Origin of the sequence: Amycolatopsis sp. NPDC051071 (genome assembly GCF_040682875.1) — a bacterium.
In the GTDB taxonomy this organism is placed as follows: domain Bacteria; phylum Actinomycetota; class Actinomycetes; order Mycobacteriales; family Pseudonocardiaceae; genus Amycolatopsis.
Window position 1 is genome coordinate 1 of the sequence record NZ_JBFBBY010000047.1, and the last position, 18,942, is coordinate 18,942.

The following is an 18,942-nucleotide window of genomic DNA, read 5'->3' on the forward strand; positions in this document are numbered from 1 at the left end:
TACTCCGGACCGGCGCCGCGGGGCTCGAGTTCTCGTGAGTGATTTGGGTCGTTCTAACGACCCAAATCACTCACGAGAACCGGAGCCGCGGGCCCTCGACTCTGCTGTCGTTCGGGACCGGGCGGCATCACCGGCCGAGAACGACTTCCCTGTGGCTTACCTGCGAACTCAAGCCTCGAGAGCGACCGGTGCAGCCGCATCAACAGCGGCCGAAGCCTCAAGAGCGACTGGAGCAGCGACAGCGACCGAAGCCTCTTCCAGAGCGGCCGCTTCCTCTTCCTGCAACGCCTGCTCGGCGGCCCGGTCGAGGGTGTCGAGTACCCAGCGGTCGAAGTCGAAGCCGGACTGGTCGGCGGCCTTGCGCCACCACACCAGCCGCCGGTTCGGTACCTCGATGCGGGGGATCATCGCGGCCTGTTCCTTGGCGGTGACCTCCCCGCCCGCGGCGTCGACGCGTACGGCCCGGATCTGCGTCCGGAGCTGTTTGGTCGTCCACGTCGCCTGTTCGGCACGGTCAAGCCACCAGTCTTGCTCCTCGGTCGGCAGCGAGGCGACCTCGGCGTGGTGCTGGAAGCTCAGCCGCGACCGGCGCCGGGTCAGGTCGAACCGGCGCGAGACCCACGCGTAGTTACGCAGCGTCTGGTACTGCAGGCCGGCGGCGCGGATCGCCCGGACGTAGCGGTCCGAGAAGTTCTTCTTGCCGTACACGAGCCAGTCACCGAGCCACCAGGACGACGAGTCGACGATCCCGGAGAGCTGGCGGCCCGCCTTCTCCCACTCCTCGAAGGAGAGGTCGTTGGAGATCCGCAGCCCCACGCCGCTCATCAGCACCTGCTCGCCGGGCAGCCTGCCCAGTCGCGGTACGGGGAGCGGCGGCGGGTTCAGGTTACGAACGCCTGCCGGTATTTCCACCTCTTGAGTGATACTCATGCAATCCAACCCCCATAGCGGTTTCGACTTGCCTGGGGGCCGGGATCCCTTACGTGGAAAGGAAACCCCATCGACCCCCGGAACTCGTGACATCTAGTTAACGCCGGGCCGATGGCGTCACGCTAACGCCGCACTGACGTGGGAAGGAGCACCCTGGCTGTAGCGAAAGAAAAGCGGCGCCTCCGCACGGCAGAACCGTGTGAGGCGCCGCATCCCGCGACCGGGTGATCTTGGCGATCAGTCGGCCGCCATGGCCTCCTGGAGACTCTTGGGCCGCATGTCGGTCCAGTTCTGCTCGACGTAGGCCAAGCACTCCTGACGGCTTTCCTCGCCGAAGACGACTCGCCAGCCGTCGGGAACCTCGGAAAAGGTCGGCCACAGCGAGTGCTGGTCCTCGTCGTTCACCAGTACGAAGAAGCGGCCGTTGTCGTCATCGAACGGGTTGGTGCTCATGGTGGTTCAACTCCCCTGTCGGTGTTGGGTCAGCCGGCGAGCTTGGCTTGGCGCCGGTCGGCGATCGAGTCGGCGATTTCGCCGCTGCGGACGGCGATGTTCGACAGCAGCGACGAAGCGAGGCCGTGCGTGTGCTCCGTGCCGCCCTGAAGGTAGATACCGCACTGGAGTTCAGGCGTGGTAACGAGCCGGTAGTCCCGCTCTACGCGGAACCTGCCTTCGTCGTCACGGACGCAGTACGGCTCCAGGTCGCCGAGGATCTCGGTCGGCTCCATGGATTCGTAGCCCGTGGAGCAGATCATGACGTCGACGTCGATGTCGTAGGACTCCTCGGTCAGCAGGGAGTTCACGGTGACCCTGGTGTCGTTTCCGACCTGCTTGACGCGGTCCACCCGCGACAGGTTGAGAAAGTTCAGCCGCGGCGTCTTGCGGACCTCGTCGTGGTACACGCGGCGGAAGAGGTCGCGGATGACCTCGTCGTCGGCCACGCCGTAGTTGGTGTTGCGGTGGTGCTTCCAGAACGCGGCCCGCGACCGGTCGGTGCCGTGGTAGTAGTCGTCGACGGCGGCCGCGTCGAAGATCCGGTTCGCGAATGGGGTGTCGTCCGCGATCGAGTAGCCGTACGCCGAGAGGATCACGGAGATCTCCGCGTCCGGCACGGTGTCGTAGATGAACCGGACGATCTCCGCCGCGCTCTGGCCGGCGCCGACGACGGCGACGCGTTTCTTCTCGCCGTGGTTCCAGCCGCGGAACCGCTCCAGGAACTCCGAACTGTGCCAGACGTTTTCGGTGCGCTCGATACCGACGGGCATCTTGGGCACCAGCCCGGTCGAGATGACGACGTTGCGCGCGTCGACCAGTTTCGTGCCGCCCTCGCCGTTGTCGACCTCGATGCGGACGCTGTCGACAAGTCCACCGTCCGCCGTCTCGGGCAGCCGGATCGAGCGAACCCGCGTGTTGTACCGGACGCGGTCGGAAACCCGGGTCTCCGCCCATTCCAGGTAGTCGTGGAACTCCTGCCGGGTCGGGAAGAAGTCCTGGTTGTTGACGAAATGCGCCAGCCTGCCCGCCGAATGCAGGTACGAGATGAAACTGAAGCGGGACACCGGGTTCCGGAACGTCGCCAGATCCTTCAGGAAGGAGATCTGCATCTTCGCTTCGGGCAGCAGCATGTTGCGGTGCCAGCCGAGCGACGCTTGCTTCTCGAAGAAGGCGGCGCTGAGGGAATTGTCCTTGTCCGCGCCGTAGTGCTCCTCCAGCGCGATGGCGAGCGACAGGTTGGACGGACCGAACCCTATCCCCACGACGTCGTATAGTTCTCGCTCACGAGCTTCCATGAAACTGATCTCCCGTCGAATGACATTCAACAAGTGCTGTGCTCACGGTCGAGCTTTGCGTTGATGGCCTTGCTGATCCGCGCAGCGGAATCGGACGAGCACAGGTCGTGGTGTTCGACGTGGACGTCGTATTCCTCTACGTCACCGGTGATATGCGGCCCCCAGAGCCCGGCGTAAGAGTCGTCCTCGTTCTTGGTCGCGTTGAAGAACAAGGCATCTCCACGATAAACCGGTGAAGAGAACTCACGCAACAAAGTCATCTGGTCGACCAGTACCGTGGCGGATGTCTGGAGCAGGTGTTCGTATTCGTCGGCACCGACGAGGCCGCCGATGTAGTCGCCGAGCAGATTCCGTACTTCGTCGACACCGAGCACTTCACCCTGGGCGAAGTAGCTGCTCGGGACCGCGTCGAGCAGGGCGAGCAGAGCGACTTCGTGCCCTCTCGCCTGCAGTTCCGCGGCGATGGCGTGTGCGGCGGTGCCGCCGAAGGAGTACCCGATCAAGTGGAACGGGCCGTCGGGCTGAACCGTGAGGATCTGGTTGAGATAGTCCTCGACCATCATTTCCAGCGTTTCCGGGTTCACCGCCGATTCGTCGTAACCCCGCGATTGGAGCGCGTAGAACGGGCGGTCGGCCGGCACGTACGGGGCAAATCCGAGATACGGCCAGGAAAGGCCGAGGCCCGGGTGGATACCCCACAGCGGTTCCTTTTCCCCGCCGTCCTTGATCGAGAGCACGACGGCGTACGGATCCGCGAATCGGGCCGTGTCCCCACCCGAGGAAAGATGCGCGGCCAGTTGCGCGACGGTCGCCGCCTGGAACACCGCGCGGATCGGGATCTCGTTCCCGAGTTCCGCCTTGATCCGGCTGATCAGGCGGGTGGCGAGCAGGGAATGCCCGCCGAGGGCGAAGAAGTTGTCGTCCACCCCGATCCGGTCGACCTCCAGGATCTCGGCGAACAGCCGGACGAGGGTCTCCTCCTGCGCCGTGCGCGGCGGCCGGTAGGACTCGCCGGCGAAGTCCGGCTCCGGCAGTGCCTTCCGGTCCAGTTTCCCGTTGGGGGTCAACGGTAACCGGTCCAGCACGAGCAACGCGGACGGCACCATGAACTCCGGCAGCCGGGCCGCGGCGAACGCACGCAGTTCACGCACTTCGACGTCGCCCACCACGTAGCCCACCAGCCGTTTGGTGGCCGCGCCGAGTGCGACGACGACCGCCTGCGCGACGCCAGGGTGCGCGGTCAGCGCGGCCTCGACCTCGCCCGGTTCGATGCGGAACCCGCGGATCTTGACCTGCGCGTCCCCGCGCCCGACATACTCCAGCACGCCGTCGGCGTTCCATCGCGCGAGGTCGCCGGTGCGGTACATCCGCTCGCCCGCGGTGAAGGGATCCGCCACGAACCGCTCCGCGGTGAGCCCGCCGCGGCCGTAGTAGCCGCGGCCGACAGCGCCGCCGACGTACAACTCACCCACGACGCCTTGCGGAACCGGGAGCAGACCCGAGCCGAGGACGTAGGTCCGCATGCCGCCCAGCGGCGTGCCGATCGGCGCACCACCGGAGACGTCTCCCGAAACGGTGTACGTGGTGGCGTAGAAGGACTCCGTCTGCCCGTAGGCGTTGACGACCATCGCGGTCGGGAACGCCTTCCGCACCTGGCTCACCAGGCCCGAAGACAACCCTTCGCCCGCGAACACCAGAGTGTCCACAGTGGCCTTCCCGGCGAGGTCGTCGACGAGTTCGGCGAAGACCGACGGCACCGTGGAAACGACGCTGGCCGACCAGTCGCCGCGTTCGCCCAGTTCCAGGACGTCGCGGACGATCTCGACGACGGCACCGCAGGTCAGCGCGGTGAAGATCTCGTACACCGAGACGTCGAAGTTGATCGACGTCCCCGCCGGCATCCGCGAGCCACGCCGCGCGCCCACCTCCTCGGCGAGCCGCAGGACGCCGTTGACCACCGTGCCGTGGCTGATCGCGACACCCTTCGGCGTGCCCGTCGACCCGGAGGTGTACATGACGTACGCCAGGTTCTCCGGCCGCGGCGCGACAGCCGGTCCGACGTCCCCGCTCGGGTCGTCGAGGTCGAGCCGGTCGAGGTGCACGAGCGGACTGTCACTGGACGGCAGGACGCCGGCGGTGTCGCTGTCGGTCAGCACCAGCACCGGCCGTGCCTCGGAAAGCACGTGGTCCAGCCGGCCGCTCGGGTACTTCGGGTCGATCGGCAGGTACGCCGCGCCGGTTTTGAGGATCGCGAGCATCGCGACGACCAGATCCGCCGATCGTGGCAGCGCGAGGCCCACCACGGCCTCCGGTCCGGCCCCGAGTGCGACGAGCCGGTGCGCCAGGCGGTTCGCCCGCGTGTCCAGTCGCCGGTACGAAAGCTCCTCGCCACCCGCCACCACCGCGAGTGCGTCCGGAGTCGCCGCGACCTGCTGTTCGACCAGCTCGGGGACGGTCAGGCCGCGACCGGTGGCCGCCACGCCACCGGAATCCGGCACCGGGAGGTCCAGCACCCGCAGCGAACCGACCGGCACGTCCGGGTCGGTCGCCAGCTGCCTCAGGATCCGCTCCAGCGCGGCGCCCATCCGCTCGGCGGCCGCCCTGCCGATCACGTTCTGCTGGTACTGCAGGGAAAGCCGCAGGTACGGGTCGGCGTCGGCCATCACCGTCACCGGATAGTGCGTACCCGAGAACGGGCGGATACCGGTGAAGGCGATGCCCGCCGAGGAGAACGCGTTCGCCATCCCTTCGCGGTCGACCGGATAGGACTCGAACACCACCAGGGTGTCGAACAACGTCTTCAGCCCGGTGGGCCGCTGGATGTCGGACAGCCCGAAGTGGTGGTGGTCGAGTAGTTTGGCCTGCCGCTTCTGGAGCCGTGTCAGTACCTCGGCGAGGGTGTCCGCCGGACCGCATTCGACCCGCACCGGCAGGGTGTTGATGAACAGCCCCACCATCGAGTCGACGCCGGTCAGCTCCGGCGGCCGTCCGGAGACGGTCGCGCCGAACACGACGTCGGACCGGCCGGTCAGCTGCCCGAGCAGCAGCGCCCACGCGCCCTGGACAAGGGTGTTCACCGTGATGCCGAGTTCGGACGCGCGCCGGTTCAGCTCGCGGGACTCCGGCACCGGCAGGGTCGCCTCGACCTGGCCGATCCCGGACGCGTCCGCGTCGGCGGAGAAGGTCGTCCCGATCAACGTCGGTTCGTCGACGCCGTCGAGTTCCGCTTCCCACGCACGCAGTGCCTCGCCACGGTCCTGTTTGGACAGCCACACCATGAACTCGCGGTAGCCGCGGATCCTCGGCAGTGCCGAACCGTCCCCGGCCGCCCCGTAGAGCCGGATGATGTCCTGCATCAGTACCGGCAGCGACCAGCCGTCGAACAGCACGTGGTGTGCGGTGAAGACGAGCTCGAAGCGTTCGGTGTCCATACGCAGCAACGTCATCCGCAGCAGTGGCGGCGCCTCCGGGTCGAATCTGTTCGCCTGGTCCTCGGTGAGGAAGCGCTCGTACGCCGCTTCCCGTTCGGCCTCGGGCAGGTCGCGCAGGTCGATCTCCCGCCACGGGATCTCGACGCCGTCGAGTACCACCTGCACGCGCTCGCCGTCGGCGTTCGGCACGAACACCACGCGCAAGTTGGCGTGCCGTTCGAGCAGCGCCTGCCCGGCCGCGCGCATCCGCTCCGGGTCGACGAGCCCGCTCACGTGGAAGGCCAGCTGCATCTGGTAGGCGTCGTTGCCGGTCTCGTCCACCATGGACTGGAACAGCAGCCCGGACTGCAACGCGGTCAGCGGCCAGACATCGGCCACCGCCGGGTAGCGGATCTCCCAGCCGTCGATGTCGGCCTGGGTGACCGTGACCAGCGGCAGGTCAGACGGCGTCCGGCCGCCGGCGCCGGATGCGGCGGCATGCCGGGCCAGCGCGGTCAGCGCCTCGCACCACAGGTCCGCGAGCTCTTGGACCTCGTCGCGGGTCAGGACGCCGGCCGGGAAGCCGAACAACGCCTCCAGCTGGGCACCGAGTTCGGTGTCGATGACGACGGCGTTGATCTCGACCGTCGACATGGCAGGCATGTCGACGTCGAGGTCGGCCGCCAGCTCCGCCAGCTCCGGTGCCTGGGTCCAGCCGAGTCCGCGCAACGCCTCGGGCATGTCGGTGGTGGAGAACCGGCCGAGGTAGTTGAACCCGATCTGCCCGGTCGGATGCGGTGCGAGCCGTTGCGAGGTCTCCGGGTTGAGGTACCGCAGCAGGCCGAAGCCCATGCCCTTGTCCGGAGCCCGCAGCAGTTGTTCCTTGACCGCCTTGACGATCCGGCCCGCGGCGGGCCCGCCGTCGAACGCCTCGTCGAGGTCGGCTTCTCCGACGTCGAGGCGGACGGGGAACATGCTGGTGAACCAGCCCAGCGTGCTGGACAGGTCCGCGCCGGGGATGATCTCCTCTTCGCGGCCGTGGCCTTCGAGCCGGATCAGCGCCGAGGGCTCGTCCACGCCCCGCCGGGCACGCCACTTCGCCAGCGCCATCGCGAGGCCCGCGAGCAGGCCGTCGTTGACGCCACCGTGGAACACCGCCGGGACCGTGGTGAGCAGCGCGTCGGTGACCGAGTGCGGCAGCTTGACACTCAGCCGCTCCACAGTGGACAGGAGATCGACCGCGGGGTCGAGCGGCCGAGAACCGAGCACCGGGTCGGGACCGTCCACAACGGACTCCCACAACGCCAGTTCCGCCAGCCGCTCCGGCGAGGACGCCTCGTCGACGAGGGCGTGCGTCCATCGGCGGACCGACGTCGCCACCGCCGGGAGTTCCGGCGTCTTGCCGTCACGGACGCTTTCCCACGCCGCCGCGAAATCCGGCAGGATGATCCGCCACGAAACGCCGTCCACGACCAGATGGTGCAGCACGACGGCAAGCCTTCCCGCGATACCGGGTCCGCCGTCGAACCAGACGAACCGCGCCATCACGCCGTCCGCCGGGCTCAGCAGGCCCGTCGCCGCGTTCAGCTCGGCCGAAGCCAGCGCCTGCCAACCCTCCGAAGTCCAGTCACCGTCGCATTCGACGTGGTGGACCAGGCTCACGGCGTCGACCGATCCGGGTGGCGTGACCTCCAAGGCTCCGTCGAGGATCAGCCGTGACCGCAGCAGGTCGTGCCGGTCCAAGACGGCGTTCAGCGTCACGGCCAGACCTTCGGCGGCGATCCCGGGTGGCAGTTCCACGGTCACCGACATGGAGAACCGGTTGAATGAGCCACCCAGTTCCAGCAAGTACTTCGCGACCGGCAGCAGCGGCAGCACGCCTGCCCCGCCGCCCTCGAACTCCTCCAGCACCGGACCCGCGCCGTTGAGCCGGTTCGCCACCGCGATCTCGGCGAGTTCGGCGACATTGCGGTACTCGAAGATCTCCCGCGGGGTGACCTCGACACCCTGTGCCCTGGCGCGGGTCACCACCTGGATCGAGCGGATGCTGTCCCCGCCGACGGCGAAGAAGTCGTCGTCCACCCCGACCCGGTCGAGTCCGAGGACCTCGGCGTAGACCGCGGCGAGGATCTTCTCCTCCGGTGTGACCGGCGCCCGGTATTCACCGCCGGTGAACTCCGGCTCCGGCAGCGCCTTGCGGTCGAGTTTCCCGTTGGGGGTCAACGGCAACCGGTCGAGGATGACGAACACCGACGGCACCATGAACTCCGGCAGCCTCGCCGCGACGAAGCGCCGCAGGTCACGGGTGTCGACGCCCGCGTTCATGTCGAAGTCGAGGTCGCCGATGTCGTCGACATTCCCGGCCCCGTCGGCGTCCGCCCCGGTCGGGACGACGTAGCCGACCAGTTGCTTGCCACCGGATCCCCTGCCCTCGCGGACGACCGCGACCGCCTGGGTGACGCCGTCGTGCGCGGTCATCGCGGCCTCGATCTCGGCAGGCTCGATGCGGAACCCGCGCACCTTGATCTGCGCGTCACCGCGGCCGGCGTACTCCAGCACGCCGCCGGCGGTCCACCGCGCGAGATCGCCGGTGCGGTACATCCGGTCGCCGGGGGGGCCGAACGGGTCGGCGACGAACCGCTCCGCCGTCATGTCCGTGCGCCCGAAGTACCCGCGGCCGACGACACCGCCGACGTACAGCTCACCCGCGACACCCGGCGGGACCGGGAGCAGGCCGGGGCCGAGAACGTAGGTGCGCATGTTCCCGATGGGCGCACCGATCGGGGCGGGGCCGGTCGCGGTCCACTCCGCCGAGGCGGGCAGGCCGAACGTGGTGGCGTAGAAGGTCTCGCTCTGCCCGTAAGCGTTGACCACCCGGGCACCCGGGATCGCCTCGCGCACCTTGGCGACCAGCGACGCCGACAAGCCCTCGCCGGCGAACACCACGGTGTCGGCCTTGATCCCGCCGGACACCTGGTCCAGCAGTTCGGAGAACACCGACGGGACCGTGCTGATCAGGCCGCCGGTCCAGCCACCGCGTTCGCCGGCCACGAGCACGTCGCGAACGATCTCGACGCTGTTTCCCGAGCACAGGGAGGTGAAGATCTCGAACACCGAGACGTCGAAGTTGATCGACGTCCCCGCCAGCGTCCGCGAGCCCGGCGTGAGGCCGACCGCCTTCGCCAGTCGCAGCACGCCGTTGACGACGTTGTGATGCGTGATCGCGACACCCTTGGGTGTACCGGTCGAACCGGACGTGTAGATCAGGTACGCCAGGTTTTCCGGCCGCGAACCGCCGCCGAGGTTCGTCGCGTCCCCGGTGGTCACATCGAGTTCGTCGAGCAGCAGGCACGGAATGTCGTTCTCCGGCAACACTTTCACCGTTTCGGCGTCGGTGAGCATCAGTTCCGGACGGGCGTCACTGAGCACATGACCCAGCCGCGCACTCGGGTAACGCGGGTCGATCGGCAGGTACGCCGCCCCCGACTTGAGCACGCCGAGCAACGCGACGACCAGGTCTTCGTTGCGGGGCAACGACAATCCGACGACGGACTCCGGGGAAGCACCCTGCCGGATCAGCTCGCGGGCGAGCCGGTTGGCCCGCGCGTTGAGCTCGGCGTAAGTCAGCTCGCGGTCCTCGAAGACGACCGCGACCGCGTCCGGCGTCGCCTCCGCCTGCCGCTCGAACAGACCGGGGATGGTCAGCTCGGGTGTGGACGCGGCGGTGTCGTTGAGCGTGCCGAGCCACCTGTCGCGCTCACCCGCTTCGAGGACGTCGATAGCGCCGACGCGGACGTCGGGCTCGGCCACGATCCGCCGCAGCACCTTGAGGTACCGGGCCGCCATGGCCTCGATCGTCTCGTGGTCGAACAGGTCGAAGGCGTACTCGATGTCGCCTTCCACTTCACGGCCGTCCGCGCCGGTGACCTCCGCGAGGTTGAAGAACAGGTCGAACTTCGAGGTCCCGGTCAGCGCGCGTTCGATGCCGACCTTCAGCCCCGGCAGGTCGAATTCCGAACCCGCGTAGTTCTGCCAGGCGAACATCACCTGGAACAACGGGTGGTACGCGGTGGACCGGCCGGGGTTGAGGATCTCGACCAGCCGTTCGAACGGCGCGTCCTGGTTCTCGTACGCGGCAAGGGACTTGTCGCGAACATTGTCGAGCAGCCGCGCGAACCCGGGGTTGCCTTCGAGTCCGGCCCGCAGCACCCAGGTGTTGACGAAGAAGCCGATCTGGTCGGTCAGTGCCTCGTCGGTCCGGCCGGCGATCGGGGCACCGATGGTGATGTCGTCCCCGCCACCCAGCTGGTGCAGCAGCACCGCCAGCACGGACTGGAGCACCATCGACACCGTGACGTCGCGGTCGCGGGCGAGCTTTTCCACCTCCGCCAGCAGGTCCGGCTCGATGGTGAAGCTCACCATGTCGCCGCGGTAACTGGCCTTCGGCGGGCGTGGCCGGTCCGTCGGCAGCCGCAACGGCTGTGGTACCCCGGCGAGTTCCGTGCGCCAGTACTCGGACTGCGCGTTCAGCACACTGTCCTCTTCGGACTCATCGCCGAGGAGTTCTCGCTGCCAGAGGGTGTAGTCGGCGTACTGGACCGGAAGCTCTGCCCAGCCCGGCGCCTCGCCCTGATTCCGCGCGGTGTACGCCGTGGCGAGGTCGCGGGCCAGCGGCGCCAGCGACTCGCCGTCACCGGCGATGTGGTGGAGCACCAGCACGAGGACGTGCTCGTCCTCACCGAAGCGGATCAACCGCGGCCGCAAGGGAACGTCGGTGGCGAGCACGAACGGATAGGCCACCGCCTCGGCAACGGCGTCGTCCAGTTTGGACGGTGCGACCTCGACGAGCGGGACCTCCACGCGTGCCTCACCGACCGGCAGCACCCTCTGGTACGGAACACCTTCGGCGTCTTCGGCGAAGACCGTCCGCAGGCTTTCGTGCCGGGCCACGACGTCGCGCACGGACTCGGCCAGTGCCTCGGCGTCCAGTTCTCCCTTGAGCCGCAAGGCCAGCGGGATGTTGTAGGTGGACGACGGACCGTCGAATTTGTGGATGAACCACATCCGACGCTGGGCGTAGGACAGCGGCAGCCGGTCCGGCCGGTCTTCGAGGCGCAGCAACGGCGGCCGCAAGCGGACGTCGGCGGACAGATGCCTGCCCAGCGCCGCGACGGTCGGGCTCTCGAACACCATCCGGATCGGGATCTCGGCGCCCAGTTCGGTGCGGATCCGGCTGATCAGCCGGGTCGCGACGAGGGAATGCCCGCCGAGCGCGAAGAAGTCGTCGTCGATCCCGACCTGGTCGAGCCCGAGGACTTCGGCGTAGAGCCCGGCCAAGGTCTCCTCGGTCGCCGTCCGGGGCGCACGGTAGGCACCGGTGCCGAACTCCGGCTCGGGCAGCGCGGCCCGGTCCAGTTTGCCGTTGAGCATCAACGGGATCCGGTCCAGTACGACGAATGCCGACGGAACCATGAACTCCGGCAGCCGCGCCGCGACGAACGAGCGCAGGGCGTCGGCGTTCACGTCTCCGACGACATAGCCGACGAGCCGTTTGGTCCCGTTGCTCTCGCGGGCGATGACCACGGCCTGCGTGACGCCGGGGTGCGCGGCGAGCGCGGCCTCGACCTCACCCGGTTCGATCCGGAACCCGCGCACCTTGACCTGGGCGTCGCCGCGGCCGGCGTACTCCAGCACGCCGTCGGCGGTCCACCTGGCGAGGTCGCCCGTGCGGTACATGCGGTCGCCCGCCGGGCCGAACGGGTCGGCGACGAACCGTTCCGCGGTGAGTCCGGTGCGGCCGAAGTAGCCGCGGCCGACACCACCCGCCACGTACAACTCACCCACCACGCCCTGCGGAACCGGGTTGAGGCCCGGGCCGAGGACATAGGCACGCATGGTGCCCAGCGGCGTCCCGATCGGCGCGCCGCCGGTGCCGGTCCACTCGTCGGTCGCGGTGAACGTGGTGGCGTAGAACGACTCGCTCTGCCCGTAGGCGTTGACCACCCGGACGTCCGGGATCGCCTCACGCACCTGACGCACCAGCGTCGCGGGCAGCGCCTCGCCGGCGAAAACCACCGTCTTCGCGGTGACCTTGCCCGCCACCTGGTCGAGCAGTTCGGCGAAGGCGGACGGGACCGTGCTGATCAGGCCGCCGGTCCAGCCGCCGCGTTCGCCGAGCACGAGGACGTCACGGACGATCTCGACGCTGCCGCCGGTGCAGAGTGTGGTGAACAGTTCGAACACCGAGACGTCGAAGTTGATCGACGTCCCGGCCAGCGTCCGCGATCCCGCTTCGGCGCCGACGATCGGCGCGAGCCGCAGGACGCCGTTCACCACGGTGGCGTGGGTGATCGCGACGCCCTTCGGCGTACCCGTGGAGCCGGAGGTGTAGATCAGGTACGCGAGGTCCTGCGGATGCAGTGGGGCGAGCCGGTCGGCGTCGGTGAGGTTGCCGTCCGCGGCGGTGAGCGCGTCCCCGAAGAACAGCGTGGGGATCTCGGTGTCCGGCAGGACGTTCACCGTCTCGGTGTCGGTGAGGATCAGCCGCGGCCGGGACTCGGACAGGATGAAGTCCAGCCGGTGGCTCGGGTACTTCGGGTCGATCGGCAGGTACGCCGCGCCCGACTTCAGGACGCCGAGCAGCGCCACCACCAGCTCCGCCGAACGCGGCAGGGACAACCCGACCACGGTCTCCGGCCCGGCTCCCCGCCGCACCAGCTCCCGGGCGACACGGTTCGCGCGGGCGTTGAGCTCACGGTAGGTCAGTTCCCGGTCTTCGAAGACCACCGCGACCGCGTCCGGGGTCTCCGCCGCCTGGTGCTCGAACAACGCCGGGAGAGTGATCTCGGGGGTGGACTCCGCAGCCTCAGTGAACGATCGCAGCAGCCGCTCCCGCTCGCCGGACTCGATGACCTCGACCGCACCCATCTTCACGTGCGGGTCGGTCACCAACTGCTGGAGCACCCGGCCGAACCGGGCCGCGAGTACCTCGACGGCCTCGGGTGCCAGGACATTACGCTGGTAGACGAGGTTCAGCCGCAGATGCGGGTCGGCGTCGGCCATCACGGTCACCGGATAGTGCGTGGCCGAGAACGGCCGGATCCCGGTGATCTCCAGTCCGGCGCTCTCGTGCGCGTCGTTGAGCCCGGCCTGGTCGACCGGGTACGACTCGAAGACGACGAGTGTGTCGAACAGGTTGTTCAGCCCCACGACACGCTGGATCTCGCTCAGGCTGAAGTGATGCTGGTCCAGCAACGCGCCTTGGCGGTTCTGCAACGCGGTGAGCACTTCGGCGAGCGTGTCGCTTTGCGAGTACCGCACCCGGACGGGCAGCGTGTTGATGAACATGCCGACCATCGAGTCAACCCCGGACAGTGCGGGCGGGCGGCCCGAAACCGTGGTGCCGAAGACGACGTCCTGGCGTGAGGTCAGCTGTCCGAGCAGGACACCCCAGGCACCACCGACGATGGTGTTGACGGTGACGCCGAGTTCGGCCGCACGCCGGGTCAGCTCACGCATCTCGGCGGCGGGCATGGTGACCTCGACCTGGTCCACGCCGGTACTGTCCGTTTCGGACAGTGCTTCGGGAACCAGGATCGTCGGCTCCTCGATCCCCTCGAACTCGGTGCCCCACAGGCGAACCGACTCGTCGCGGTCCTGTTTGGCGAGCCAGGTCAGGAAGTCCTTGTAGCCGCGGACCCTCGGCAACGCGGCCGTGTCACCGCGGTAGGCGTAGAGCCGCAGCAGGTCCTGCATGAGCAGCGGCAGCGACCAGCCGTCGAACAGGACGTGGTTCGCGGTGAGCACGAGTTCCGCACGGTCGTCGGCCATCCGCACCAGCGACAGGCGCAGCAACGGCGGCCGCGTGACCTCGAAGTGCTCACCGTGGTCTTCGGCGAGGAACCGCTCGAACGCCTCTTCGCACTCGGTCTCGCCGAGGTCACGCAGATCGATCTCGCGCCACGGCAGGGAAACCCCCTCGACGACGAGCTGGACCTGTTCTCCGGCGGCGTTGTCGACGAACGCGGTCCGCAGGTTCGGGTACCGGTCCAGCATCGACTGGCCCGCCGCGCGCATCCGGCCGGCGTCGACGTCACCGGAGAGGTGCATGGCCAGCTGCATCTGGTAGGCGTCGAACGACGAGTCCACCAGCATGGTGTGGAACAGCAGGCCGGATTGCAGCGCGGTCAGCGGCCAGACGTCGGCCAGCCCGGGATACTCGCGCTCCCACTTCTCGATGTCGGCCTGGGTCGCCGAAACCAGCGGCAGATCGGACGGCGTCAGCCCTCCGGCCCCCGGCTCGGCGACGTGCCGCGCGAGATCCTCCAGCGCCGCCACCCAGAGACCGGCGAGTTCTTCGACGTCCTCGCGGGCGAACAAGGCGGCAGGGAAGCCGAAGGAGGCGACCAGCTTGTCCCCCGTCACCATCGCCTGGACGTCCAAAGTAGACAGAGCGGGCATGTCGGCGTCGAGGGCGGCCTCCAGCTCGGCGGTACCCGGCGCCTGGGTCCAGCCCAGCCCCCGCAGCTCCTCCGGCATGTCCGCCTCGGAGAAGCGGCCGAGGTAGTTGAAGCCGAGCTGCCCGGTCGCGTACCGGGCGAGCTCGGTGCTCGTCTCCGCGTTCAGGTAGCGCAGGAGGCCGTAGCCCATGCCCTTGTCCGGGACGGCGAGCAGTTGTTCCTTGACCGCCTTGACGATCGAGCCGACCGGCGCTCCGTCCTCGACGTCGAGGCGCACCGGGAACATGCTGGTGAACCAGCCGACCGTACGCGAAAGGTCCGCGCCCGGCACGATGTCTTCCTCACGGCCGTGGCCTTCGAGGCGGATCAACGTCGAAGACTCGCTCACGCCTCGGCGGGCACGCCACCGCGTGACGGCCGTCGCCAGCGCGGCGAGCAACCCATCGTTGACGCCGCCGCGATAGGTGGCGGGCACGGACGTCAGCAGCGTGTCGGTCACCGGCGCCGGGAGTTCGACGCGCACGTGCTCCACAGTGGACAACAGATCCACAGCCGGATCGAGTGGTCGCGAACCCAGGTCCGGATCCGGTCCGTCCACGATGGACCGCCAAAGGTCCAGTTCCTTGACCCGCTCAGCGGCTTCGTCGATGAGGGCATGCGTCCACCGCCGCGCCGAGGTCGCGACGTCGGGCAGCTCCGGCGTCCGCCCCTCGCGAATCGCGCCCCAAGCGGCGGCGAAATCCGGGATGAGGATACGCCACGAAACGCCGTCGACCACGAGGTGGTGCAATGCGACGGCGAGCCTGCCGCCCTCGGCGTGATCAAACCAGACGAACCGCGCCATGACCCCCTCGACGGGGTCGAGCCGTCCGGCGGCCGCGTTCAGTTCGGCCGTGGCACGCTCGCGCCAGGCGTCGTCCCACTCGCCGTCGTGCTCGACGCGGTGGACCAGCGGCGCGACGTCGACAGAGCCCCGAGGGAAGACCTCTATCGCCCACTCACCGTTCTTGACCAGCTGAGAGCGCAGCATGTCGTGCCGGTCGAGGACCGCCGCGAGCGTGGCGTGCAGCCCGGCCTCGTCGATCCCCGCGGGCAGATCCAGCCAGACGGACATGGCGAACCGGTCGAATCCACCACCCAGCTTCGTCAGGTACTTCGCGATGGGCAGCAGCGGAAGCCTGCCGACACCGCCGCCGTCGAACTCCTCCAGCACGGCCGCCGCGCCTGCCTGCTTGTTGTCCAGCGCGACTTCGGCGAGCCGGGCGGCCGTGCGGTATTCGAAGATCTCACGCGGGGACACCTCGACACCGCGGGCCCGCACGCGGGTCACCACCTGGATCGAGCGGATGCTGTCACCACCGATGGCGAAGAAGTCGTCGTCGGCGCTGACGCGGTCGAGGCCGAGCACCTCGGCGTAGACCGCCGCGATGGTCTTCTCCTCGTCGGTCGACGGCGCGCGGTACTCGCCACCGGTGAACTCCGGCTCGGGCAGCGCCTTGCGGTCGAGTTTCCCGTTGGGTGCCAGCGGAAGCCGGTCCAGCAGCACGAACGCCGACGGGACCATGAACTCCGGCAGCCGCTGCGAGACGAACTTGCGCAAGTCCGCCATTTCGACACCGGCCCGGAAGTCGGCGTTGTCCGCGTCGCCGGTGAAGGCGGGGACGAGGTAGCCGACGAGTTGCTTGCCGGTGTTGCTCCCGCGGCCGTCCCGCGCGATCACGGCGGCCTGCGCGACGCCGGGGTGCGCGGTCAGCGCGGCCTCGACCTCCCCGGGCTCGATCCGGAACCCACGCACCTTGACCTGCGCGTCACCGCGGCCCGCGTACTCCAGCTTGCCGTCGGCGTTCCAGCGCGCGAGGTCGCCGGTGCGGTACATCCGTTCGCCTGCCGGGCCGAACGGGTCCGGCACGAACCGCTCCGCCGTCAGGCCGGACCGGCCGTGATAACCGCGGCCGATCGCACCCGCGACGTACAGTTCACCCACCACACCCGGGGCGACCGGGGCGAGGTCCGGGCTGAGCACGTAGGTGCGGATGTTCCCGAGTGGCGTGCCGATCGGCGCGTTACCCGCGCCGTCCCAGGTGTCTTCGGGAGCGAGGGTGAACGTGCTGGCGTAGAAGGATTCGCTTTGCCCGTAGGCGTTGACGACGCGGACGTCCGGCATCGCTTCGCGGACCCGCTTCACCAGCGAGCCCGAAAGGCCCTCACCCGCGAACACCACGGTGTCCACAGTGGATTTTTCGGCGAAGACGTCGACCAGTTCGGCGAACACCGACGGCACAGTGCTGACGACGTTACCTGCCCAGCCGTCCCGTTCCCCGAGCACGAGAACGTCGCGGACGACCTCGACGGTGGCACCGTGACACAGCGCCGTGAAGATCTCGAACACCGAGACGTCGAAGTTGATCGACGTCCCAGCCAGCATCCGCGCCCCCGGTTTCGCGCCGACGACCCCGGCCAGCCGCACGACGCCGTTGACGACGCCGGCGTGCGTGATCGCGACGCCCTTCGGCTTCCCCGTCGAGCCCGACGTATACATGACGTAGGCGAGGTTCTGCGGCTTGGCAGGCACCGGGGTCTCGGTCTCGCCGCCCAGTTCGTCCAGGCACACCAACGGAACCACGGTGTCCGGCAGGCCCGGCGCGGTCGCGCTGTCGGTCAGGATGAAGGCGGGGTTCGCCTCCGACAGCACGAAATCGAGCCGGGTGCTCGGGTATTTCGGGTCGATCGGCAGGTAGGCCGCGCCGGTCTTGAGGATCGCGAGCATCGCGACGACCAGGTCGGCGGACCTCGGAACGGCCAGCCCGGCGAGCGACTCCGGCCGGAGCCCGCGTGCGGTAAGCCGTTCAGCCAGCCGGGAAGCACGCTCGTCCAGCTCGCGGTAGGTCAGCTCGACGTCCTCGGCCACGACCGCGATCGCGTCCGGGGTCTCGGCCGCCTGACGTTCGAAGAGCCCGGGAATGGTCAGCTCGGGTGTCGGCGCGGCGGTGTCGTTGAGGTCGGTGACCAGCAGCTTCCGCTCGTCGGCGGTCAGGACGTCGATGTGTCCGACCGGCAGTTCCGGCGTGGTGACCAGTGCGCGCAGGACACGCTCGAACCGGGCACCGATGGCCTCCACCGTGGCGTGCGTGAACAAGTCCGTGGCGTATTCGATCTCGCCGCGAAGGCCGCCGGTGGCCTGCGGGATGAAGTTGAACTCCAGATCGAATTTCGCCGTGCCACTGGGGATCGTCTCGAGCGAGGCCTTGAGACCTGGCAGGGCGACGTCGACGTGGTTCACGCTCTGCCAGGTGAACATGACCTGGAAAACGGGGTGATACGCGGTGGAGCGCTCGGGTTTGAGGATCTCCACCAGCCGCTCGAACGGCGCGTCCTGGTTGTCGTAGGCGGCCAGCGCCTTGTCGCCGACACGGTCGAGCAGATCGCCACCCGCCGGGTTGTCACTCAGGTCGACACGCAGCACCCAGGTGTTGACGAAGAACCCGATGAGGTCCATCAGGGCCTCGTCGGTCCGGCCCGCGATCGTGGCACCCATGGCGATGTCGTCACCACCGCCGAGCTGGCGCAGGAGCACCGCCAGCGCCGACTGCAGCAGCATCGGCAGGGTCAGGCCACGCGACCGCGCCAGCGACTCGGCCGCCGTGACGAGGTCCGGCTCGATCGCGTAGTGCGCCATCGCGCCGCGATGGCTGGCGACCGGTGGGCGGGGGTGGTCGATCGGAAGCGGGGCCTGCTGCGGCACTCCGGCCAGCTCCGCGGTCCAGTACTCCAGCTGTGCGGCGATCGCACTGTCCGGATCGGACTCCTCGCCAAGCGCCTCCCGGTGCCACAGCGTGTAGTCCGTGTACTGCACCGGAAGTTCGGGCACCTCCGCCTCGGCACCGGCCAGCCTGGCGGCGTAGGACTCCGACAGGTCGCGGATCAGCGGGGCGATCGACTCGCCGTCGGCCGCGATGTGGTGGATCAGCAGCACGAGGACGTGTTCGTCCACGGCCTGCCGGAACAGCGTCGCCCGCACCGGGATCTCGGCCGACAGGTCGAAGGCGTATGCCGACGCCGACACGATCCCGGCCTGGACCTCGTCCGGGGCGACGTCGACGACCGGCAGCGGCAGGTTCGCCGTCTCCTCGGGCGCGACCTGCTGATACGGCACGCCATCGGCGTCTTCGAGGTACAGCGTCCGCAGGCTTTCGTGACGGCGTACCAGGTCGCCGACGGCCACCCGCAGGGCTTCGGTGCCCAGCACACCCGACAACCGCAGCACGATCGGGATGTTGTAGGTCGCCGACGGCCCCTCGAAACGATGAATGAACCACAACCGGCGCTGCGCGAACGAAAGGGGAATCATCTCCG

4 protein-coding genes are annotated in these 18,942 nt (G+C 68.7%); all 4 read right to left on the reverse strand.

Features of this window, described 5'->3' with window-relative positions:
• Positions 1–168: 168 nt before the first annotated feature.
• Positions 169–930: an LmbU family transcriptional regulator gene (locus tag AB0M65_RS17480; RefSeq protein WP_364028338.1), complete on the reverse strand. Its 762-nt coding sequence runs from the start codon at positions 928–930 to the stop codon at positions 169–171.
• A 237-nt stretch (positions 931–1,167) separates the two neighbouring features.
• Positions 1,168–1,383, reverse strand: coding sequence for an MbtH family protein (locus tag AB0M65_RS17485; RefSeq protein ID WP_364028340.1), 216 nt, complete (start codon positions 1,381–1,383; stop codon positions 1,168–1,170).
• Positions 1,384–1,412: 29 nt separating this feature from the next.
• Complete coding sequence (locus tag AB0M65_RS17490; protein WP_364028342.1) at positions 1,413–2,720, reverse strand: SidA/IucD/PvdA family monooxygenase; 1,308 nt, start codon at positions 2,718–2,720, stop codon at positions 1,413–1,415.
• A 26-nt stretch (positions 2,721–2,746) separates the two neighbouring features.
• Positions 2,747–18,937: an amino acid adenylation domain-containing protein gene (locus tag AB0M65_RS17495; RefSeq protein ID WP_364028345.1), complete on the reverse strand. Its 16,191-nt coding sequence runs from the start codon at positions 18,935–18,937 to the stop codon at positions 2,747–2,749.
• Between the last annotated feature and the right edge of the window lie 5 nt (positions 18,938–18,942).

Bases quoted from the DNA above. Each gene is read 5' to 3' on its own strand.
- AB0M65_RS17485 (WP_364028340.1), bottom strand. From the start codon at position 1,383: ATGAGCACCAACCCGTTCGATGACGACAACGGCCGCTTCTTCGTACTG.
- AB0M65_RS17490 (WP_364028342.1), bottom strand. From the start codon at position 2,720: ATGGAAGCTCGTGAGCGAGAACTATACGACGTCGTGGGGATAGGGTTC.
- AB0M65_RS17480 (WP_364028338.1), bottom strand. From the start codon at position 930: ATGAGTATCACTCAAGAGGTGGAAATACCGGCAGGCGTTCGTAACCTG.
- AB0M65_RS17495 (WP_364028345.1), bottom strand. From the start codon at position 18,937: ATGATTCCCCTTTCGTTCGCGCAGCGCCGGTTGTGGTTCATTCATCGT.